The 20,943-nt window shown below is 61.2% G+C and carries 22 protein-coding genes; 9 read left to right on the forward strand and 13 right to left on the reverse strand.

The genetic code is table 11. The annotated features are described in order from the left end of the window. Positions 1–284: 284 nt before the first annotated feature. The 4 genes from H2O65_RS04315 to H2O65_RS04330 form a co-directional block, all read right to left on the reverse strand. Positions 285–770, reverse strand: a complete 486-nt coding sequence (locus H2O65_RS04315) for a helix-turn-helix domain-containing protein (RefSeq protein WP_182142423.1) — start codon at positions 768–770, stop codon at positions 285–287. Between the two features lie 178 nt (positions 771–948). Further along, a complete protein-coding gene (locus tag H2O65_RS04320) occupies positions 949–1,161 on the reverse strand; it encodes a hypothetical protein (protein WP_182142424.1) in 213 nt (70 codons plus the stop codon). After that, entirely contained in the window at positions 1,145–1,390 is a 246-nt protein-coding gene (locus H2O65_RS04325; protein ID WP_182142425.1) for a helix-turn-helix transcriptional regulator, read from the reverse strand. Before H2O65_RS04325 ends, H2O65_RS04320 begins: the two co-directional genes overlap by 17 nt. 154 nt (positions 1,391–1,544) lie before the next feature. Further along, a complete protein-coding gene (locus H2O65_RS04330) occupies positions 1,545–1,739 on the reverse strand; it encodes a hypothetical protein (RefSeq protein WP_182142426.1) in 195 nt (64 codons plus the stop codon). Between the two features lie 111 nt (positions 1,740–1,850). Here H2O65_RS04330 and H2O65_RS04335 point away from each other — a divergent pair, with 111 nt between their 5' ends. Both H2O65_RS04335 and H2O65_RS04340 read left to right on the forward strand, forming a co-directional pair. Then, a complete protein-coding gene (locus tag H2O65_RS04335; RefSeq protein ID WP_182142427.1) occupies positions 1,851–2,072 on the forward strand; it encodes a helix-turn-helix domain-containing protein in 222 nt (73 codons plus the stop codon). Beyond that, the gene (locus H2O65_RS04340; RefSeq protein WP_220458794.1) at positions 2,069–3,289 is read left to right on the forward strand and encodes a type II toxin-antitoxin system HipA family toxin; all 1,221 of its coding nucleotides are present in this window, start codon (positions 2,069–2,071) and stop codon (positions 3,287–3,289) included. The genes H2O65_RS04335 and H2O65_RS04340 overlap by 4 nt, the downstream gene beginning before the upstream one ends. A gap of 50 nt (positions 3,290–3,339) precedes the next feature. Here the strand turns inward: H2O65_RS04340 and H2O65_RS04345 are convergent, their stop codons facing one another. Both H2O65_RS04345 and H2O65_RS10660 read right to left on the reverse strand, forming a co-directional pair. Next, on the reverse strand, positions 3,340–4,641 hold the full coding sequence (locus H2O65_RS04345; protein ID WP_182142428.1) for a hypothetical protein: 1,302 nt from the start codon (positions 4,639–4,641) through the stop codon (positions 3,340–3,342). A gap of 213 nt (positions 4,642–4,854) precedes the next feature. Further along, entirely contained in the window at positions 4,855–5,100 is a 246-nt protein-coding gene (locus H2O65_RS10660; protein ID WP_182142429.1) for a hypothetical protein, read from the reverse strand. On the opposite strand from H2O65_RS10660, the gene H2O65_RS10665 reads away from it, so the two are divergent. Continuing rightward, positions 4,987–5,280, forward strand: coding sequence for a macro domain-containing protein (locus H2O65_RS10665; RefSeq protein WP_398397090.1), 294 nt, complete (start codon positions 4,987–4,989; stop codon positions 5,278–5,280). The two genes, H2O65_RS10660 and H2O65_RS10665, sit on opposite strands and share 114 nt — an antisense overlap. Here H2O65_RS10665 and H2O65_RS04355 read toward each other — a convergent pair. After that, positions 5,174–6,895, reverse strand: a complete 1,722-nt coding sequence (locus tag H2O65_RS04355; protein WP_310649242.1) for a glycerophosphoryl diester phosphodiesterase membrane domain-containing protein — start codon at positions 6,893–6,895, stop codon at positions 5,174–5,176. The genes H2O65_RS10665 and H2O65_RS04355 overlap by 107 nt on opposite strands. Positions 6,896–6,933: 38 nt before the next feature. Here H2O65_RS04355 and H2O65_RS04360 point away from each other — a divergent pair, with 38 nt between their 5' ends. From H2O65_RS04360 to H2O65_RS04370, 3 genes are all read left to right on the forward strand, one after another. Beyond that, the gene (locus tag H2O65_RS04360) at positions 6,934–7,377 is read left to right on the forward strand and encodes a hypothetical protein (RefSeq protein ID WP_182142431.1); all 444 of its coding nucleotides are present in this window, start codon (positions 6,934–6,936) and stop codon (positions 7,375–7,377) included. Between the two features lie 231 nt (positions 7,378–7,608). Beyond that, positions 7,609–8,214 carry a TetR/AcrR family transcriptional regulator gene (locus H2O65_RS04365; protein ID WP_182142432.1) on the forward strand — a complete coding sequence of 202 codons (606 nt, stop codon included), beginning with the start codon at positions 7,609–7,611 and terminating at the stop codon, positions 8,212–8,214. Between the two features lie 101 nt (positions 8,215–8,315). Then, positions 8,316–8,876: a family 1 glycosylhydrolase gene (locus H2O65_RS04370; RefSeq protein ID WP_182142433.1), complete on the forward strand. Its 561-nt coding sequence runs from the start codon at positions 8,316–8,318 to the stop codon at positions 8,874–8,876. On the opposite strand, the gene H2O65_RS04375 is transcribed toward H2O65_RS04370, so the two are convergent. The 4 genes from H2O65_RS04375 to H2O65_RS04390 are packed head-to-tail and all read right to left on the reverse strand — an operon-like array spanning position 8,771 to position 15,336. Further along, a complete protein-coding gene (locus H2O65_RS04375) occupies positions 8,771–9,982 on the reverse strand; it encodes a DUF3322 domain-containing protein (protein WP_182142434.1) in 1,212 nt (403 codons plus the stop codon). The genes H2O65_RS04370 and H2O65_RS04375 overlap by 106 nt on opposite strands. Continuing rightward, positions 9,979–13,335 carry an ATP-binding protein gene (locus H2O65_RS04380; protein ID WP_182142435.1) on the reverse strand — a complete coding sequence of 1,119 codons (3,357 nt, stop codon included), beginning with the start codon at positions 13,333–13,335 and terminating at the stop codon, positions 9,979–9,981. The genes H2O65_RS04375 and H2O65_RS04380 overlap by 4 nt, the downstream gene beginning before the upstream one ends. Further along, positions 13,328–13,915 (reverse strand): DUF4194 domain-containing protein, encoded by a 588-nt coding sequence (locus tag H2O65_RS04385; RefSeq protein WP_182142436.1) that lies wholly within the window; start codon positions 13,913–13,915, stop codon positions 13,328–13,330. The genes H2O65_RS04380 and H2O65_RS04385 overlap by 8 nt, the downstream gene beginning before the upstream one ends. After that, positions 13,912–15,336, reverse strand: a complete 1,425-nt coding sequence (locus H2O65_RS04390; protein WP_182142437.1) for a DUF3375 domain-containing protein — start codon at positions 15,334–15,336, stop codon at positions 13,912–13,914. The genes H2O65_RS04385 and H2O65_RS04390 overlap by 4 nt, the downstream gene beginning before the upstream one ends. Positions 15,337–15,525: 189 nt before the next feature. Between H2O65_RS04390 and H2O65_RS04395 the strand changes: the two genes are divergently transcribed. Further along, positions 15,526–16,185, forward strand: a complete 660-nt coding sequence (locus tag H2O65_RS04395) for a hypothetical protein (protein ID WP_182142438.1) — start codon at positions 15,526–15,528, stop codon at positions 16,183–16,185. Positions 16,186–16,286: 101 nt separating this feature from the next. Further along, the gene (locus tag H2O65_RS04400) at positions 16,287–17,279 is read left to right on the forward strand and encodes a Dyp-type peroxidase (protein WP_182142439.1); all 993 of its coding nucleotides are present in this window, start codon (positions 16,287–16,289) and stop codon (positions 17,277–17,279) included. A 98-nt stretch (positions 17,280–17,377) separates the two neighbouring features. Here H2O65_RS04400 and H2O65_RS04405 read toward each other — a convergent pair whose 3' ends face one another. Both H2O65_RS04405 and H2O65_RS04410 read right to left on the reverse strand, forming a co-directional pair. Next, on the reverse strand, positions 17,378–18,334 hold the full coding sequence (locus tag H2O65_RS04405; RefSeq protein ID WP_182142440.1) for a hypothetical protein: 957 nt from the start codon (positions 18,332–18,334) through the stop codon (positions 17,378–17,380). A 234-nt stretch (positions 18,335–18,568) separates the two neighbouring features. Continuing rightward, positions 18,569–20,263 (reverse strand): 3-ketosteroid-delta-1-dehydrogenase, encoded by a 1,695-nt coding sequence (locus tag H2O65_RS04410; RefSeq protein WP_182142441.1) that lies wholly within the window; start codon positions 20,261–20,263, stop codon positions 18,569–18,571. A gap of 142 nt (positions 20,264–20,405) precedes the next feature. On the opposite strand from H2O65_RS04410, the gene H2O65_RS04415 reads away from it, so the two are divergent. Beyond that, positions 20,406–20,939, forward strand: coding sequence for a TetR/AcrR family transcriptional regulator (locus tag H2O65_RS04415; RefSeq protein ID WP_220458795.1), 534 nt, complete (start codon positions 20,406–20,408; stop codon positions 20,937–20,939). Positions 20,940–20,943 lie beyond the last annotated feature (4 nt).

Below are 20,943 nucleotides of genomic sequence, written 5' to 3' on the forward strand. Positions count from 1 at the left end.
CTGGATGTCAATCGAGCTGGGCTCCACGAAGACGAAGACGCGATGCTATGCCTGATGAGCGCCCTCGTGCGCCACGACCTCAGCGACACGATCCCGTTCACTTCCGACATCGCGCTGCCGTGCGGAACACACCATCCTGCCAGCCAGTCCCAGACCAGCCAATAAACAACTTACAGAAGAGCCGGAATAGCCTTCTCTCTGCGAGTCGCAACACGAGGTCATTTATGTAGCTTCCATACAGAACATTAGTGTCGAAGAGCACGGGGAATAGACTCATGGGATGGTCAATTTCCCTCTCGTAGGGGGCGGTTCTGGTGGTAGAAGGTCTCCGTGTCGGGGGTGTCGGATGTAATCTCTCTTAGGAGCGTGAGCCTATCTTTGGAAACCTGTTTCTGGTAATCCAGCAGGTCGCTGAGCTGCACGCGGCGGTGTCGTCCCACTTTAGAGAAAGGGATCCGACCGTTCTCGAGAAGTTTCACCAGAGTTGGACGGGAGATGCCAAGCAGCTCGGCTGCTTCCTGGGTCGTCAGCATCCTCTCGTTAGGGATGATTGAAACGCTTCGCCCTCGTTGGAGCTCAGCTGCCGACTTGACCAAGATCTCGAACAACTCTGTTGGAATTGTAATCGCCGACCCGTCGGGGCCGCGTAGGGACGCCGCACCGTGCAGGTCCTTCACGATCTCAGAAAACTCTGCGATCAGCTCAGCTTGTTCGCCGCCGGGGGCAAGGTACGTCTCGACTTTAGAAGTGGCCGTGTCTCCATTGATCATGAACACAGTCTAGCAACTAATCGAAATAATCGAAAGGTGCCCACAAGGGTTGATGGCTGGATTCGACGCGCCTCGTCTTGGGTCTGCTGGTTGCGGGAGGCGTAGGTGTGAATAAGGCTCAGGTTTCGAATGAATAGTTGGATGCTGCTTTGCAACTCGGGGTATGCGCCGGGCAGAGCTACCTCATCACTGTTTGCGCGTGCCAACTGGTCAAGAGTTTCATCGATGATGGCTTGGGGATCTGGCAACCGCCAAGCGAAGACTTGCCGAGGCCCGGTTCGTTTGCTCCGAAGTGGTTAAGTGCATCATCGGTCGGCGTGAAGTCGAAGCTCCGCGCGTCCCCTTCGAGAGTGCCAACCACCGTGGCATAGAGTTCAACTGCGAGGAGCATCAGCGCCGTCCCAGGAGGCAGTCAGCTCAAGGCCAAGTTCGCGTGACATTGCAAGGATCCTGCGTAGGTAGATAGTGGAGCTGCCGTTTTCAATTGTGCTGACTGTGCTTTGTGTCAGGCCCAGGTTGTGGGCCAGCTCCGCTTGGGTCATGCCGCGCTCTAGGCGAGCCTGTTGGATCGCAAGCCCAACGTCCGCTGGAACTCTGAGCCGCGCCGTTCGCTTCGCCATAGGACCTCCTTTATGTAAATATCAAGATACCAAATCGGTATCTGAATATCTAGATGGCGGCTAGCTTCATGCAAGAACCCGCGACACCTTGCGCAAGATTGAGTCCGGGAACCCGGGCGTGGGTTTCGGCAATGTCGCCCAGGTCCTGCGTGCCCTAGGCGTACTCGATTTGGTAGTTACTGCGGCTGATCCTCTTGAGAGTGATATTGGCCGATTGTGTGCGCGCGAACGGGATTGCTTTACACGAAATCACGATGATGACGGCGTCGATAGGTCCCAGGCTGGGCCCGGCAACAGAGTTCTCGGCCACAACAATGGTTAGGCCTATCGAACCAAGAATATGCACCATGTTGCGTATTGGATGATTTTAGCTTCCTAAACGCTTACGTACTAGATTGATATGCAGTATATTGCGATCTAGGTACAGGCGGTGCTATTCCGGGTGTCAAACGTGCATTGCATGCAATATGTTGCGGGAGGTGTGGGCGTGAATCAGGCTCAGGTGGGGGAAGCGATAGTTGCTGCACGGAAGTTGGATGCTCTGGACCAGGTGACGCTTGCGGAGCTCTCGTCGATTAGTGCGCGCACTCTCAGTGACTTGGAAAGGGGGAGCGGGAACCCTACGCTGGCCTCACTACTCAGGGTGCTGGACACATTGGGATTGGAGTTGACGGTCAAGTGAGCCCCTCCAAGTCCGTGGTCGACCTCGACGGTATCCGCAAGACGAAGGTTGCGAATGTCTTCAAAGGTGGCCTTCTTGCAGGGACACTGCGCAGAACTAGTTCTGGAGTTGTGGAGTTTCGCTATGACGAGAGCTACGTGAGTGCGGGTGTTCCCATTGCTTTTTCTTTGCCTATAACCCCGGAGCCTGTAATCACCCCGGGCGGGGGAGTCCCAGCCTTCTTCGCCGGTCTATTGCCAGAAGGGTACCGGTTAACGTCTCTTCGTGAGCGGCTCAAGGTCAGTGCAAGTGATGAGCTTTCGCTGCTATTGGCCGTGGGTGCGGACACTCCGGGAGATGTCCAGATACTTCCCGAGGGAGTGTCTGTTTCCTATGCCGACGCTGTGGAGGCTCCGGTCATTGTGGATGAGGAGGGCGCCCTCGACTTCTCCGGCCTGCATAGCGCCTTGGATCTGCATGCCTTACCTGGGGTGCAAGACAAAGTCAGTTCGCAGATGATCACGGCTCCCGTGGGAGGTCGCCTGCCGCAGTCCATTCTCAAACTGAACCCGCCTCGCTACCCGGGGCTGGTTGAGAATGAGTTCGCCCATCTGAATGCCGCAAGCGCCCTCGGTCTGCCAGTGGCGAGTGCCAAACTCCTGCGGGATAGGCACGGCGAAGCCGGGCTTTTGGTGCGGCGGTTCGATCGAGTGGACCACGGTGAAAACGGCGGCGTCACTCGCCTTGCCCTCGAGGACGCGACCCAAATCATGGGGCTCACCCCGGCTCAGAAATACAATGTCGCGGCGGAAGAAGTCGTCCATGCGCTTGCAGAACATTGCGCGGCTGGGATGGTGGTGAGGCGGAATCTGTTCATGCAGTTTCTCTTCGCTTGGCTTACAGGCAACGGTGATCTGCATGCCAAGAATGTGGCGCTGTTGCAGGTGGGGGACCGTTGGCAAGTTTCGCCGATTTACGACGTGCCGAGCACACTTGTTTATGGGGACACCACGATGGCGCTAGATATCGACGGGCGCAGGAACAAGTTGAGGTGGAGGAACTGGATGCATTTTGGCGAGAGCATCGGCCTTCCGGAACGTGCAGTGTTGTCCGCTGCCAAGAAGGCGGGCGATGCTGCGGCCGGAATGGATTGGGAAGACCTGCCATTCGAAGGGTCGCCGCGCAATGGGACGCTGCGGGAACTTCGCTTCCGGCGGGCGGAGTTGCCGACGGCCTGACGGGCGAGGGCATTCGGTTGGATCAGATTGAGTCGATCGTGGCTGCTTGCTCAGACAGATGTGTCCGCGTCCTCGTCCGGACCGGGTCCATCGCTGGTGCCGACCTCGTCCTCGTCGGGTCCCGCCAAAGCGGCTGCCTTGGCCGATACCTTGCGCAGGAAGGCGGAGCGGCTGACGCGGGCTTTGCCCTGTGTTTCCTCGCCGAACTCCTTGAGGGTCTGCGCGTGGTCGAGCGTGGTGTCCACAACCGCATCCTTGGCTTCTGCGACAGCTTGCAACCATCGCTTGGCGTCGATGGCTTCCCGGCTCAACTCCGCGCCGAGCAGGCGTTGGAAGTCAATGATCTGCTCGGCCGAAGCGTTGGCAGGCACAATCACCGCCTTCGCCTGGATGGGTTGCAGGAGCACCCGGGTGTTGGCTTTCCTAGCAGTCGCTTCAATCTGGGTCAGAAGGCTGGTGGTGGTGTGCATGATGAGGGCACGACGCTTCTCCCGGGCAGCCCGCAAGCCGGTCTTGTGCTGTTCGAGCTCTTCAAGGGAGGCATCCATAGCCCTGTCCAACTCAAGAATGCCGATTGCGTCTTGCAGTTGGTCGCACTGGGCGAGGACGGCCAACCACTCCTGAATCGCAGTGCGGATCTTGGGGGCGTTCTTCGCGAGGTCACCCAGCCGGGCCTTCTTGGTGACCTTCTCGGAGATCGCATCCAGTTGACGGAGCGCGTAGGCCTGGGTTGTGGCGATCGGGAGACCAGCATTTTGGATCTTGGACCAAGAGACCTCGGAGACATTCCCGGTGTGGGAGCGAATCGTCATGGCCTCGTCGAGGACCAGGGCGACGCCGATCATCTCGGCTAGGGCGGAGTCCTTTTGGGCGCGTAGGACGTCCTCGACCTTCTCATCAATCGCGGCGAGGTAGTCGGCTATCTCCTTCAGGCTCTGCTCAAGCGCCAGTTGGAACATCATTCCAGACATTCCCGCCAGCATTGCAGGGTTCGCTAGTTCGACTGCTGCCGTTGGAACGAACTGGAGGTTCTTGGCGAACTTGCCATCAGCTGCGCGCAGTATTGCGTGCGAGGCGCCCGACGTGGAGTTCATGACCATTGGGAGCGTCTTCGCTGCCTCTGCAGACTCCACGGTGAGCTTCATCCAGCGGCCCGAATTTGCGGCCAGTTCTGAGCCTTGTGCCAGGACACCAGCGGAAGTGTTGAGGTTAGTGCTGAGCTTGGGGAGATCGAGGTCGGTTCCCGGAACGCCCTCTAGCCCATATGCGGTCAGGAAGCTTGCTACTAGATCCGTATTTCCGAGGACCGCGAGGCCGTCTTCGGTTTGAACCAGCTCGATTTCGTCATGCATCGTTGCGCCCTTAATACGTGGTGGAGTTACTTCCAGACTACCGCGGAGCGGTGCGGGCCGCCTGACTTGATGGAAGCGGCGGTGGCCTACGTATCAAGAAATCGGACCTCCCGGGGCTGACGAAAGAGGGGGTCTACCTGGCCGCTCCGCAGAAATGCTACTTATGGAGCCGATGGACAAGCAGAATGCATCAGAATAAGCGCCGAGAGGTAGTTATTCTGCGGGGCAGTGCTCGGCACGTTTGTGTTTGGGGCTCGAGAGGTAGTTATTCTGCTGGAGACTGCTGATCTCGCGGGGGGCCGGAGGATGCCTGACGTTGCGGGTGGGGTCTGGGACGATGGCGGCATGACTCATCTCAACGTTGTCCTGGGCGATATTACGACGCAGCATGTTGACGCGATTGTCAATGCTGCCAACCGGCAGATGCGCGGGGGCGGTGGAGTTGATGGGGCGATTCACGCGGCTCTTACCGTAACTGCTTGCGGGTCGGGGCCGAGGGTTAGAACGTGGCAACATCCTTACGATGACAACCTCACTTACCCACAAAACTGCGCAGCGTATCCAGGAGGACACCGGTCATGCCACGTTCGTCGCCGATCGTCTCCCTGCTCGCCAGCGCCCAGTCTGGATGATCAGTGATCATCGCGTCGATGTGCCGCTCCAGATATTCCCGCTGAGGTTCCATCTCATTCACCGTCCAAACGAAGAATCCCAGGCCGGTGCCGGAGACGTCTTGCTGGAAGTCCGTGCTTGCGCTTTCCTCTTCGATCACGATGAAATCGGCGGTAGTCTCCGGGGCGCCTTCCCCGGCGACGGGCATGATGTATCCGACTGTCAGGCCGGGTCGCATTGCCTTTAGCTTCTTGGCGGAATCTGCATCAAGCGTGTGGTAAATGTTGTTTTCGAGGGCGCCCAGGCGTTCCATTTCTGCCACGAACAGTTCCACATGGTCGTCAGAATCTAACCCGCCCATCTTGATTTCCATCAGGAGTGGTAGGTCGAGTTCCTGTGCTTTCGTCACGTACTCTTCTAGCGAGGGGATCGCGCCTTCATGTCCGCGCTCATCGTGAACGGTCATCGCAGTTGGTTCCTCTTGAGTGAGGTCCTTGACGTTGACGTCCTGCCCGGAGAGGCGCTCCAGGTTGGGGTCATGCATGACGATGAACTTCCCGTCCTTGGTCTGCATGACATCCATCTCGACCAGGTCGGTTCCCACAGCCTTGGCTGCCTCCAGGGCCTCGATTGTGTTTTCTACTCCGCCATCAACGAAACCGCGGTGGCTAGTGACGAGGGTCGTTGGATGCTCGTTCATTGCCTGCATCACGGGAACCCAAGTTATCCCGAGGACGACCGCGGCTACTGTGCTGAGGCCGACCAGTGTCCAGCCGGTCTTCCTGTGACGTTCGGGGGTCTTCGTCGCTAAGTCAGGCACTGTGGTCCCAGCGAACTTTTCCGTCAGAACAAGCAGCAGTGCCACCAATAGTGCGGTGGCGGCGGCTGCGCCAAAGACAACCAGAACTTCCCCGGCTCCCGCGGTGAGCCCCGCGACAGTGGCTGATGCTCCTGGCGTGAATCGGTCCGATAGCGCCGTCGGAACCAACAGGAGAGCAGCGCCGACAACAGTGGCCGCGAACATCTGCACAGCGATCAGCAGCACGCCACCCAATACGATCAACCAGTTCCAACCAGCAGTGAGGCGCCAGCTGGTCTTCATTGCGTCCCACCCAGATTCGGACGTGCGCACGAAGACTGCAACAGCCAAAGAAAGGCGTAAAGCCACGTAAAGGGCGATGAGGTGGAGAGCCCTGATAATCAACGCCAGGGCCGGTGTCTTCATGAGCTCACCGGTGATGAATGGGGGAATGGCGATTCCCAGTTCCAAGACAGAGATAAGACCCGCACCCAGCAGCGGAAGAAGAATCAGCAGGTATGCGAGCAGCGCATAGGAAGATGGCTTCCAGAGCCGTTTCCAAGCATCCTTGAGGGGTGCGGCCAGGGCGCGCAGGTGGATGGCCCCGGTTTCCTGAATCTGGCGGAGCGCCAGGGTGACCAAAGCCAGCTGAATCGCGACGACCCATGCCGCAACCAACATGAGGACCAGTAGCAAGACGCCGGTTAGCACAAGTGACGGACCCAGCCGGATCGTTTGAATGTCTAGGGTGACCATTCCGGCACTGCGAAGGGCCTCTTCGAAAATCCAGTTGAGTACCGGCATCACGATGAGCATTATCAGAGCATTGAACGCCAAGATCAACGCAAACAGTGGGGCTCCGGCGCGTATTACCAGCCGCCATGGGTTCGGGAATCTCTCCGGGTGTTACCTTGGCTGTGTATGAGGACATGGCCGGGAAGATATTCTCTGTGGGTGAGGCCTTTGTTCTTCTTGGCTTTGCTTCCATCCTCATCCCCATATTCATGGCTGAGCCCGGAGTCCGTGGTTGGTTTGCCCGTACCAACAACCGCTTGGCTGAGCTGGTCGGGCTGCCCGTGGTGGCCAGCAATTGGCAGCTCTCGATGAGAAAAGCCCAGCCGGTGATCCGGGTTGCGTTGGGCGCCGTCTTTACTGCTCTGATCATGTTCCTGCCCATCCATATTTGGGGGATGATCGGGATCGTTGTGGGTGGGCTGCTGGTGTGGTGGGTGACCGCAATCCTGGAAACTAATCCAACGTCCGTAGAGATCCGCGTTGACATTGATGCAGCGAACGTCGGGACGGACCCGGCATTTGCGGGATAAGAGGCGCTGCTAAGGTGTGCGCGAAGTGGCTCTCTTCGCTTCGGCTGGAGGCGCCACTTGCGTCACAATCCCGCTGGTTATGAGGTCGCTCGAGGACGGAACCAGCGAGATTGCGCCGATCAAGCTTGCCGACCCCCAGACAGTAGTTCTGAATGGGGGTGGCGGCGCGCCTGTACAATCTGAAAGTGGAGCGACGTGATTGCGTCTCGCCTTTAGAGAGTAGGAGGTCGTATGGCAACCCGCCTGACCCCACAAGCGCGCCGCGAGTACATCCTCACAAGAACCCGAGAGATGATCGCACGGGAAGGTCCAGAAGGCCTGAGCATGCGCAAGGTGGCTCGAGAGTGTGAGATGACTGCGCCCGGAGTTATGCACCACTTCGAGACGCTAGAAGATCTGCTGACAGAAGTCCTCACCGTGCGTCGGGAAGAGGAGGCCAGCCGTTATCAGGAGCTGCTCCTTGAGGCTGGACCGGGGGCAACGTTGCGCGATCTGACAGATATTACGGTCCGCGTTGCTTCGGAAAACCCGGTTGAGGCGCAGAATTTTGATCGACTCGAAGCTCTAGCACGGGTCGATCCGACCCATCCCGCGCACAGGTACTACAAAGGAAACTCGGTGGTGGGCGAGGTTGGCCCGCTTAGCTCGTACCTGGCGCAACTTGAGTACCGTGAGCCGTTAGCAGTCCTGAATGTGCTCAGTCTTGTCGCCGAAGGGCTACGTGCCAGATGGACGCGATCTGAAGCGGTGCCCGATCTTGAAGCCGATTGGCTTGCTGTTGCCGACGACGTGTTTGCTGGATTCGAGCATTTGCGCAGGGATCCAGACAGTTCCTGAGGCACGGCCACGTGGGCCACGGATGTCATGAGCTATGCGCGTCTCCAAGTCCGCTGCGATACTTGGTCTCCAAGTCCCCTGGAAGTGACCAGGCTGTCAAAGTGCTGCTGGATGCACACAGTCGCATGGTCGACGCTGTCCACGCTGGGAACAAAGATGCCGAAGTTGGCGTGACAATTTCGATGCAAGAGCATGTCGCAGAGCCCGGTGGGGAAGAGTTCGCCAAGGCAGCAAACGAGAAGCTGAATTTGAGCTGGCTACGCTCGGCGGGAGCCGTCGGCGATTTTGTCGCTGTGCAAGATTACACGAGGCACCGTTACAACTCCCAGGGGCGCATTACTGAAACAGAGAACATGGAGGATGCCGGCTACACCATGGCTCCAGAGTCTCTCGGTGCCACAGTACGCCTGGCGCATGAGGTGACCGGGAAGCCGGTCTGGGTCACCGAACACGGAGCCGACTTGCCCACAGCCCGGGACGCGGAACGGGCCGCATTTATTACCGCTTCACTAGGCGGGTTGCACGACGCTATTAGCGATGGGGTGCCAGTTGCAGGCTATGTGCACTGGTCCTTGACCGACAACTGGGAGGGGGGAGGCAGGCGCCGCACCGCGTACGCCCAATCCAACCTCTCCTGCTCCAAACGCAGTGCCGGGGCGTAGCGCCCGGTGACAAGGTCCTCGTAGAGTGCGGCCTCGTCCTCGTCCAAATGGGGGAGATACGCGCTGGTCGGCGACGGTTCGCTGCCCCAGCGCGCCTCGTGGCGCAGCAGCGTCTGCCGGTCCATCAACACCGACCGCACACCAGGCAGGTGCGAGCGCACGCGGTTCAAAATCGCGAACCCGTGCGTGTCCAAGTCACCCCAGTAGAGGACATCGCCACGCGCGGCCACCTCGGCCAACCAGGTCAGGGAAGCCGGCGTGGAGGCATCAAACCCCTTGCCCCAAATCACCATGCCCCCGGCAGGCACTGGAGCGCTGAGGTACGTCACCTCATTCTCAATGATCAGGGCCTGTTTGATACGAGGGCGCAGGGCCGCCAGTTCGGTGGTGCGCAGCGATGCCTCAGCAATGCCTGCCGGGAAGCCCAGAACCTGCGGGTCAAGACGCAGGCGCACGAACGTGGGTTTGTGAGCCAAGCCCAGGTCGGCCGCAAACGCTGCCTCACCGGGGCGAACCCCCAGCAAGCCAGCGAGCACAGACCGGTGGCGTTCCACGAACTTTGTATCGACACCGGGCTCATCTATTTCCCGCAGATACCGGGCTGAGTCGCGGTTGCGCTTCAACCACTCCAGCGCTGCCAGGATAGTAGGCCACTGTTCGGCTAGGCCCAATGCGGTTAGAGGGTGTGCCACCACCCAGTCCCACACCTGCGGCACATGGCTTGATGCCGCCAAGACCTCGTCAAAACGCTGCACCTGCGGCGCCTTGCCCAAGAGGTAGATGGCCTGGTCAAACGTCTCGATCATCGCGCGCGCCGGCAGCTCTGTCCTGCCCAGATGGCGCCCACCCACACTCTTGGTGTGGATCCGGAAGGCTCTGCCGTCCCTACTCGCGCGGTCGAGTGTCGCCACCCAACCGCGAGCCTCCTCAAGGTGCTCGGCCAGGTCGGCGGCCTTCGGGCCGCGGAGCGGAACCGCGATCGGCTCGAAGGGCTCCCCGGTGGCACGCCCTCGCAAGAGTGCGCCGTTGTCCCACCGCTTGGCAACGCGTGCGGTAATAGCCGCGGGGGTGGTCCACGCCGCAGGCCCACGAGCGGCGGGTGTCACGACCTACGCTCCCGGAACTCTTCCACGGTCAGGGTATGAACGCGTGAGGCCGAGCCATCCGGATTGTCCACGTAACCAATCGAAGAAACGTAAGGCTCAATGACATGCACCTTCTGCAGCGGGGTGATGATCAGCAACTGCAATCCCAGTTTCGCAAACAGCTCCAGCGCATACCGCGTCGACTGGTCCGAACCGCGCCCGAAAGCCTCATCAATGACGGCGAAGCGGAAGTCCTTCGACTTCTCCACACCCCATTCCAAACCAAACTGGTACGCGAGCGAGGCCGCCAGGATCGTGTACGCCAACTTTTCCTTCTGCCCGCCTGATTTCCCATCAGAGTCGGTGTAGTGCTCGTACTCCTCCCCGCTGTCCCGATCGCGTTCCGAGGCCGCGAAGCTGTACCAGTTGCGAACGTCGGTCACCCGCGCCGTCCAGGTCTTATCCGCCTCACTGCTGCCCTCCCGACCACGGAACCGGCTGATGATCTGCCGCACCCGCTCGAAGCGCTCGTTCTTATCGTCGGAGTCACCAAGCAGGTCCCCGGTTGCTGCCCGCATCTGCCTACGAAACTCCTTGATGTCAGTGTTCGGGGTGGGTTCAGCAACCAGCTCGATGATGCGCCCGGGGTTGTAGTCAATGGCGCTGAGCGCCTCATTGATAGTGGCGACGCGCCCGCGGATCTGCTCAGACTGCTGACCCAACCACTGGTTGAACCCAGCCAACTCCTTGATTGTCTCCGAGTTTAGCTGGCGCTTGAATTCGGCATCAAACCGCGGGAGATCATCAGTTTTGACGCGTTCGTGAAGAGTGCGGAACTCGCCGATTGAGCCGATACTGGCATCCATCTCCGAACTGAACTCCGGCCAACGCCGCAGCACCTCACCCATCTGCTGCACAGTCGCGGTGGTGTAACCATTCGCCTCGCGTTGGGCGCCCTCGATCGCATTCGTCAACTCATCGCCCAGGGCGGCCCGCAGCCGGTCCAGCTCATCAGCGCTACCGGTTGGGCGCCTGCCAATGCGGGCTGTAATCGGGTGGGATTGTTCGAGGGCGGCCGCCCGATCCTCCCGCGAGGCGGCTGCCACGGTCTCCGCTTCCCGGTCGGCACGCTTGGTCAAGGCATCGGCTTCGCTCTCCAAACGCCCGATCTTCTTCACCGCGGCCTCGTACTCAACATCGAGTTGCCTCTGCTGCGAGGCCAGTTCACCCAGGCGGCGGTCAATCTCTGCCAAGTGCGTTGACCCCGCCAGTATCCGGTCCCGCTCACGCACCAGTTCCGCCCTCAGTTTGGCAGCGGAATCGCGATCAAGTTCGGTCCACGAAGAGTATTCCTCCACGCGACCCAACGCAGCAGCCCGACCCCGCAGTGCATCCATTTTTCGGTCGAGGGCGGCCAGGTCCGCCTCGAGGGCTGAGATGCGCTCCGCATGCTCCGTGGCCGCACTGCTGAGAGCCTGTATCTTCCTCCTGGTTGAACGGCCAAGAATCCAGTGCCTCGCGTCGTTCACCTCGTGCCTGTCGTCCTTGACGTGCCGATCCCGGTCACGCACCAGGCCCTCGCGTGTGACGGCGCGCTCCTCACGGGCCAGTTCCTTCGGGCCTGCAACCAGGTGGTGTTCGGCGCGTCGTGCCAGCTCTGCTACCAGGTACTTCTCGAAGGGACCGGGCTCAATCTGCAAGATGTCGCGCAGACGCAACACCCCTGGGGAATCCAGTGGGCTGGCTTGCACACGCCGCTCGGAGACACGCAAGTACACCAGTCGGGCTCGGAGGTGATGCGCATTCACCCACGCTGTGACCTGCGGGTAATGGGCCTCAGGGACCAGCAGGCTGGTCGCAAAAGGGCCAAGAACACGTTCCGCAGCCCCACGCCACTGTGCGTGGCGTTCATCCACCTCAAGGAGTTCGGCGGCAAACGGCAGATCGTCCTCGGACAAACCCAACTCCGAACACAGGTTGGCGCGCACCTCCACCAACTGTGGCGGCAAGTTGTTGCGACGGCCCTGCAGGCTGCTAATCTCTGCTGCCAACCTGCGGGCCTGTTGCTTCTCGCCGCCCAGTTCGAGGACGAGTGGGTCGCGTTGCGTGGCGAGGGTGATCCGCTCAGCCTCAACCAGGGGTTGAGCGGCGCGCGCCGAGCCGACCCGGTCACGGAACTCCTCCTCCGTCTTCACGCCAGGAAGGCCGGCGGCCGCCAGGTGCGCCACGAAACGCCCGTACTTGTCAGAACGTAACTGCACGGCGCTGGAAGCCTCGATGATCTCCCTGTCGATCTGGCTGATGCGGTCGCCGCCGGCAGCGCGACGTTCATCCTGGAGGGCGTCACGCGCCGCCACAAGATTGGCCCGGCCGCCATCCAGGGTCGCCCTGGCCTGTATGGCCTCATGGACGCGGGCCTCCATTTCGCGGCTGGCATCCTCCAAGACCCGTTGCGTACGCTCGGCGAAGTAGAGGGGCAGTGCGCCGCGTTCGCCCTCGTACTGTCTGCGACGCGAGGTGGCGTCCTCGTACTTGTTGGCGCTAGCCACCAGGGGGTCCAGAAGCGACAGCTGCTCTTTGGCGCGCTGCACCGCCTCATACGAGCGCGTCAGATTCTCAAAGTGGTCGACAATCTTCGCTACGCGGCCTGTCGCATCGGCCGGTTCCAACATGTGGCTGCGAACAAAATCGTTGAGATTCCCCACCGACTTCAAGGAAACCGTCTGGTGGAACAACTCCATCGCCTGCGCCGACGTGATCCCCAGCAGGCGGCGCATGTGGCGAGCGTACTCGGGGAAAGCCGTATAAATGCCGAACCCACGCTTCCTCAGGCGGGCGCGCAACGCCTTGAGATCATCCCCAAAATCACTGAAATCCGCTGCAATACTCAGGCGCTGCGAACTGGTGACATAGAAGCGCTCCGGCTGCCCGACGCGGTCCTTCTGGTGGAAAACCTGCGCCACCGTCACCGTCTCCCCAAACCCCTCATTAACGAAAACCCCCAGGATCACCGAGTATGAACGGTCATCCCGCAACGCCACGGGACGGGAATCGCCAGTTGCCTCGTTGCGCTCCGAACGGTAGTGCCCCTCAACGTAACTGCGCAGCGTCCGCTCCCGCGTCGCCGCCCCCGCAGCCTTGTTGTAAGAAATCTTGTGGGCAGGAAGCAGCAGAGTCGTGATCGCATCAACCAGTGTCGACTTCCCACTGCCAATGTCCCCGGTCAGCAGCGCGGTTGTCCCGGCCGGGTTCAACTCCCAGACGTGACGGTCAAACGTGCCCCAGTTGTAAACCTCTAGAGTGTGCAAGCGGTAGCCCGAACGCGTCGAGGACGGAACATCAAGTTCGAGGGAGGAAAACAATGCGTCACTCATCGCCGACCTCCACTGCGGCATAGGCAGCGAGCGTGCTGGCAAAATCCGCCATCGTCTCCGCGTCAACGTACGCCCTGATGATGCGCTTCACCTCCCAGGACGGCTGGTGAGCGCCGCGCAGCTCCTCCAAGAAACCCAACTTCACCACCTGCGTGATTGAAGCATCCACGCGCTTGACGATGCGGACCTCATCTGTGGAATCAGGGAGGAAGAGACGCAGCATCTCCGTGATGGCGTCCCGCTCCAAAACCAGTTTGCCCTCCTCACCCCCGGCCTCGAACTCCGCCAGACGCTTGCGGAGCAGCAGCAGAAGGAGGCTCGCGTTGTAGGAAAGTTCGCGGCGTTGAACCAGGCGGGGGAGGGGATCCTCGCCCTCCTCCGGAGCGCTGGTTTTCAGGTAGGCGTAGCCCTCGACCTCGTCGATGATGACCCGCACGCCGATCCGGGCAAAGTGGTCCAGAACCGGGGCGCCATTGCGCTCCAGGGTGCGCCAGACGTCCTCGTTCGTCTCCCTGTAGATGACACCCTGCATGAGTTTGATGATGGCGGTCGAGGACGCCTGCTCCTCCGGGGTCCTCATTTGCGGGCCACCGTGGTGTGGGGCAGGCGGACGCGGCGCATGGTGCCGGCCGGGTCCTTGTAGTCGATCGTCATCTCTTGATCATCGTCCATTTCAACGTCGATTTCCTCCCCGGAAAGAGAGAGGTAGCCGAGGATCTCGGCGACGCCGTCCTCGACCGGGAACAGGGTGAGAATTTCGGCAAGGTCGACCCGGGACCTGGGTGGGACGACGGCGCGAATGTTGCTGGCCAGGGCGGCGGTGTCGATGAAGCGCTGGGAGAAGAGGGCCTCGTAGTCGGCGGGTTCGACCTCGGCGGGAGCGATCAGGCTGTCGACGCGGGCGGGAGGCTGTGAACTGTGAAGCGGGCGTTCGAAAGGCAAGTTGATCGGCAATCCCGGCAGATCAATTGTCAGGAAGAGGTCTGGTGGGTTGGAGCGGACGCGCAGAGCCGCCTGCTCGACGGTGCGGACCAGGTCGAGGACGCGCCGGTTCTCAATCCACGCCTTATCTTCCAGGAAGCGGCGCAGCTGTTCACTCAGGTTGCGGACAGTTTGCTGGGTGCGTTCGGCCGCGTCCGCCCAGTCATGGTGGATGTAACGCAGTCGCTTGTCGGCCATGACCGCGGGCATGGCTTGGACGGCGGCGACCAGGTTTGCGAGGTCTGTCTGCTGTGTTTCGGAAAGGAGAAAATCGTAGAAGGCCTGGAAGCTGCGGCCCTGGTCAGAAGAAGAAATGTCGGTGCGGCTGGCGACAAGGGCGTCCAGGAGTTCGCCCTTACTGCCGTCCCACCCGGCGATTTGTTCGCGCGCGGAGCGGTCAAGGCTGCGGAAGTTCTCCTCGACCTCACGGAAGTCAGAGATCAGTTCGCGGGCGTTGGAAGAGAAGTGTTGGTAGCGGTCGCGCAGGGCGGTCTCATCAAGGAGTTCGGCGTGGCCCTCACGGACGGCCTCGATCTCTAAGTCGATCTCATCGCGGCGGCGCTGCAGTTCGGCGATGCGGGCGTCGGGGTCCGTCTCACTACCGTGAACGATTTGGCGCAGCAGCTCAAGGAGGGTGTGGAGGCGGGATTCGGTGCCGACAAAACTGCGTTGCTGGAGGCTCTCAACCCAGCGGTAGGCCTTCTCAACGGCGGGGGTTGCGTCATAGTGCACCTCGTCCGCATCGACGGGGTAGAACTTGCGCAGCCAGCCGCGAGCCGGATCCGCCCAGTCATCCAGGTAGGCCCGGGGCTCGCGCGCGTACGCGTCAGGGTCGGAGAGTCGCACCGTATAGAGGTGGTCGTCGAGGGCGTCGATGAGGACGCTTGCGGGGGTTGCGCCCTGGTTGTCCTCAATGAAGTGCTTGCCCAGAAAAGACAGGATCAGGGGTGCATTGTCGGCACGCAACAGCTTCCACGCCGGGCTGAGGTCGCGCAAGGAGACGATTGTGTCGAGGTCCACGGGGACAGCCTAGGCGATGTGGAGGTCCTGGTTGGATTCTCAGGAAATCTGGGAAAAGTGATCTCGGCCGTAACCATTTCGTTATAAAGCGTTGTGGTTTAGGCTGTGCGGTGACTGAATATTCGGCGTGCGCTCTGGTGGGCGCGCGCCGCAGACTAGGCGAGTATGCAGAGGATCGGACCAGAGCAGATGAGAGTATCCCAAGCGACCCGGATGGCGGCCACCCTAATTGGCGGTGTCGTCGGGGTTGGGGCTCTAATAGGAGTCTCCGCACCGCAGGTTTACAACGACCCGTCCTCGTCATCCCTGGAACGCAGGGCCACTTCAATCCTCAAGGACGCTACGCGGGGTACGGCCACCATCGTTTCACTGGATGTGCCGTGGGAGCCGGGGGACACGATTGGTGCCGTAGCGGAGGCGCCGGTCGCCGCAACTGTGGATGAGGGCGCTCCTGCTAGCGAGGCGACAGCATCACGCAGCGCCAGTGTGGCAGCGGCGGGGGTCGGGCAGTGCGGGACGGGCGATACGTGGCCGAACCAGGTGCGCTCCATGATTACCTCACAGTTTGGCATCAGCGACATCGGCGGGTACCGGCCGGGAGACCCAGGGGATCACGGGAGTGGGTTGGCGCTTGACGTGATGGTGCCGGGTAACTCTGGTCTGGGCGACAGTGTTGCTGCATGGGCCGTTGCCAACAGGGGCAGTTTGAACGTGTCGTACGTGATCTGGAAGCAGCAAATCAACATGGGTGGCGGATGGTCGGGCATGGAAGACCGGGGGAGCATCACGGCAAACCACTACGACCACGTGCACATTAGCCTGAACCCCGGGTGGGGATCCTGCGGTTAGGGTGAGGCTTCGAGCCCTGCGGCTGGGCTGGGGCTTCGAGTCCTGCGGCTAGGTTGCACCCACGTCCTGCGAGGTCTTTGGTTGCTGACTAGGCTTGATCCATGCCTACTCCAAGAGAAATTGCTGCAGCGGCGCAGCGCGAAACTCCTCTTCCCAACGTCCCCCAGGATATTGACACCCTGCTAACTTCGGCTGCGGCCTTCCTGGTTGTCTCCATCAAAGATGGGCCTGAGAATGTGGCGGCCGTGCAGGCTACCCTCGGCGACGTGGCCAACCTCGTCAAGACGGTGGCGTTCCGTGACCTCACCGCGCAGGTGAGTTGCAGCGCGGCCGTTGGATCGCGTGTGTGGGATGAAGTCATGGCACCCGCCGTTACCCCTGGCGCGGTCCCAGCAGAGCTGAAGCCCTTCACAGAGATTAAAGGCAGCAAACACACCGCTATCTCCACTCCGGGAGACCTCCTTTTCCACATTAGGGCCAACCGCCCCGACCTCGTCTTCGAACTGGAGAAGCTCATCGTTGATTCGCTGGGCTCCTCTGTGACCGTCGAGGACGAGGTAAGTGGGTTCCGCTACTTCGATGACAGGGACCTGCTGGGCTTTGTCGACGGCACGGCAAACCCCGTGGGCGCGCACCTGACCCAAGCCAGCCTTGTCGGCCCGGAAGATCCCGAGTTCGCCGGGGGTGCCTACGTGGTTGTGCAGAACTACCAGCACAACCTGGGGGCCTGGAACCGACTCACTGTCGAGAACCAGGAGGCCATTGTCGGTCATCGCAAGCTCGACAACGTTGAGCTCCCCGACGCCGTCGAGGGGCAAAAATCCCACAAGACTCTCAACACCATCACGCTAGATGGGGTGGAGTTCGACATCCTGCGCGACAACATGCCCTTCGGCGCACCGGGTGAGGCGCTGTACGGCACGTACTTCATTGGCTACACCAGGTACCTGTGGGTGCTAGAGAAGATGCTTGAGAACATGTACCTGGGGGACCCGCCTCCGCTGTACGACAAGATCCTCGACTTCTCGACGCCGACGACGGGGACGACGTTCTTCGCGCCTCCGGCGTCCATGTTGGCGGCGTTGGGGGACTAGGCGGGGCATGTCCCGGATGCTACCGGTGCTAACTACACTGTTGTGGCTCACAAAATGCTGTTACGGACGGCTTTTCGTGCCACAACAGTGAAGTTAGCCTAGGAAGAGACCACCGAGTACGTCACACTCATCGTGTGCTGCTCGCCCGGCGCCAGCGTGACGGCGTTCGCATGCGCATTGCCGCTTTCAACGCAGACAAACTGCTTCCATTCGCACGTCGACAAATCGGGGAGGTCATGCGATGCGGCCTCACCCGGATTCCACACGATTGTGGAGGCTGCATTCTCCGCGTCGATTCGGATGGCTCGGCCCAGCGTAGGGTCGACAATCTGCGGCCGGGCCGGGGTGGAGTAGACACGGTCAACCATCCCGTCGAAACGCAGCGGGACGTGCTCCGTTTCCACCGCAGGCGAGGGCGGGGCAGCATTGAGGTACTCGATACCCTCCAGACCTTCGATGCTGATCTGTGTGACGTCTCCGACTCGGAAATAGGTGTGAAGTGCGGTTTCGTAGCGGAATGCCTCGGGCCCGGTGTTAACAACCCGAAACTGTAGCCGCAAGGTATCGCCTGTGTAGTCGACCTGGTAGAACGCCTCGAACGGTTGGACGAGGGCGACGCTTGCGGGCACGTCCTCGTCCGTCAGGCGGTAGGTCGCAGTGCCGCCGTCGTCGTCTTGGTTGCCGAGGATCCGGGCCCAGGGGAGAAGGTTCGCGAAGCCGTGCTTTGCGTCGCCGGCGTCTGAGGCGAGGAAGGGTGGCGTGGTGGCCTCGTTGCCACCGGGCAGGCTCGCCGGGGAGTCCGCGGGGGCTTCACTGTGATCGCCGGATAAGGTGGCGCTGGGGTTTTCGGAGAGGGCGGCGAGGGCGCCCGTGCGCAGGTCAGGCGCCACTCCAAACCAGGGGAAGCAAATGGGGATGCCGCCGTGGGGACACTTACCGACGGCATAATCGGCGTTCTTGGGACTGAAGATCAGGGAGCCAAACCGGGCAGAGTCCCACTGGGAGATCTGCGCGCCACCGGAGTGAATGTCGAGTGTTGTCGCACTGGCTGTCATGGAGTCACTTTCGTCAGGAGGGCCTGGGAGCAATCCTTCCATGCCAGTCGCCCGAGGGCGCGCCGAGCCGACGTGATTCTCGGGCCCCAACGCGAAATGTATGCGTGGGGACGACGGATGCGGCTGGGGTAGGGACCCCAGAGGCACATTTCGCCCCCACGTATACATTTCAGCGGGTGGTTGCTTGCAGCGGGTGGGTGCCGGCAGTGGGTGGGTGCCGGCAGCGGGTGGGTGCTACTTCCTTGTTGCCGCGTCCTTCGCCGCCAGGTGACCGAACACCAAGCCCTGGGAGATGGTTGCCCCCGCACCCGGGTAGACATGCCCGAAGGTATTGCCAGCAGTGTTGCCGATCGCGTAGAGCCCGGGGATAACCGTCCCGTCCTCGCGCTGCACTCGCGCCGCACCGTCCGCCATCAGCCCGCCACAAGTTCCCAGGTCAGACAGGGAGACGTGAACGGCGTACAACTTGCCCTCGATGGGACGCAAGTTGGGGTTGGGCTTCACGGTGGGGTCACCGTAGTAGCGGTCGTACGCGGAATCCCCGCGGTGGAAGTCGCCGTCGATGCCGGCCTCAGCCATCTGGTTGAACTCGCGCAGTTCGGTCGTGAAGGCCTGCACCGGCACGCCCATCTTCTCAGCAAGCTCACGGGGGTTGTCGCCACGCACCACAACCCCCGCGTCGTACCACTCCTTGGGGAACGGCATGGTTGGGAACACGGACCCGGCAAAGACGTAGCGGTTGCGGTACTTCTGGTCCATGACCAGCCACATGTCCTTTATCTCACGGCCATTCGCCCTGTTCTCGAGGACGGTCTGCCCGAAGCCCATGTAGCCGGTGGCTTCGTTGACGAAGCGCTTCCCGGTCTCGTCAACGATGATCGAGCCGGGCAGTGCGCGCTCCGAAAGCAGAACCATGGGTGCCCCGCCCTCGGTGAGCGGCGTGACCGACGGGAACCACCATGCCTCATGCATGAGGCGCAGTCCCGCACCGACCTTCTCAGCAGCAACAATCGCGTCGCCTTCGTTCGTTTCCGCACCGAGGGAGATGTCCTTCTTGAGGGTTTCCGACTGGTACTTGCGACGCATCTCCATGTTGTGGTCGAAGCCGCCTGCCGCCAGCACCACGCCCTTGCGGGCCTTGACGGTAACGCGCTTGCCGTCCTGTTCGAGGATGGCGCCCTTGACTTCGCCGTCTTCCTCGATGAGTTCGACCAGCATCGTCCTCGTCCAAATCGGGATGCCCGCGTCGATGGTGCCGGCAAAGAGACCCGCGGCGAGCGCCTGGCCGCCCGCGGTGTACTCACGCTTGATCGCCAGTCCACCGACGCCCTGGACGACACGTTTGATGATCTTGGGGAATGAAGTCAGCGGCGTGCGGGTCATCAGGTTCATCCACTTGTAGTCCGCGCCGGTGACGGGCATTGGAATCGGTGCGGCCATGCTGGTTGCGCGCAGACGACCTCGTTCTTCGCCGAGGACGGAGGCATCAAGCGGCTTGGACTCGCAGGTGCGGCCGATTGCGGCGCCACCTGGGTTTTCGGGATGGTAGTCCGAGTAGCCTTCCGCCCAGAAGAACTCCAGGGGAGTGGTGCGCTCTACCATCGCGATGGCTTCGGGGCCGTTCTCAAGGAAGGAGTTCCAGCGGTCGGTGGGGGAATCCTCAACGATTGCGCCCAGGTATTCGCGTCCGCTTTCCACGGTGTCTTTGAAGCCGTCACGGATCAGCGCGGGGTTCGCCGGAACCCAGTAGGCGCCGCCGGAAAGTGCGGTGGAACCCCCAATGACGTTCGCCTTTTCTGCGACGAGGACGTCCAGTCCCAGCTCCTCGGCGGACAGGGCTGCTGCTAGGCCAGTTCCTGATCCGATGACTAGTAGGTCGACTTCGGTGTCATGTGCAACCGGGCCGGCTGGGATTTCTGCTTTGCTCATTCTGTGGCTCCAGATGTGTAGTGAGAGGTTGGTGGCGGTCGTCTTCGACGCCCTAATCTATTCTGACGCCTTACTAGCCAATCGGCAAGTAGGGAAGATAGGTTGTGACCATGAGCCAGAGAATGCCGTGTAGGTTGTCACCATGAGTCGAGGAAAATCGAGCCCCGCCCAGATCACGAGCGCAGCCCTGAGGCTCTTTGGTGAGCACGGGGTGCACGGCACTTCGTTGCAGATGATTGCCGACGAGCTCGGCGTAAGTAAGGCCGCGGTCTACTATCATTTTCGCTCCAAGCACGACATTGTGGTTGCGGTTCTGAAGCCGGCCATGGATGGGCTGGCCAACTTGGTGGCGGCCGCGCGTGAATGCGCTGATCAGCAGTGCCGGGTTGAGACGGTTGTTGAGGGGCTCGCGGATGGCGCCATCGCACACCGTGAGGTGTATTCCGTGGTGCTTCGAGATGTGGCGGCGCTGTCGGTGGTCAGCGCACCGGGGGATTTGCTGGGGGAACTGCACTCCCACCTGCTTGGGGACAGTGAAGATCCGGTGCGGCAGATGAAGGTGGCGATGTTCCTCTCCGGACTGGTTGCGCCCGCGGTGGACCAGAATGTCAGTCGCATGGCGGATGGGGAGATGCGCGACGCGATTGTTGCGGTGGGGATGGAGTTGGCCGGGTAGCCTA

The sequence above is a fragment of the Schaalia sp. JY-X169 genome (assembly GCF_014069575.1).
Lineage (GTDB): Bacteria > Actinomycetota > Actinomycetes > Actinomycetales > Actinomycetaceae > Scrofimicrobium.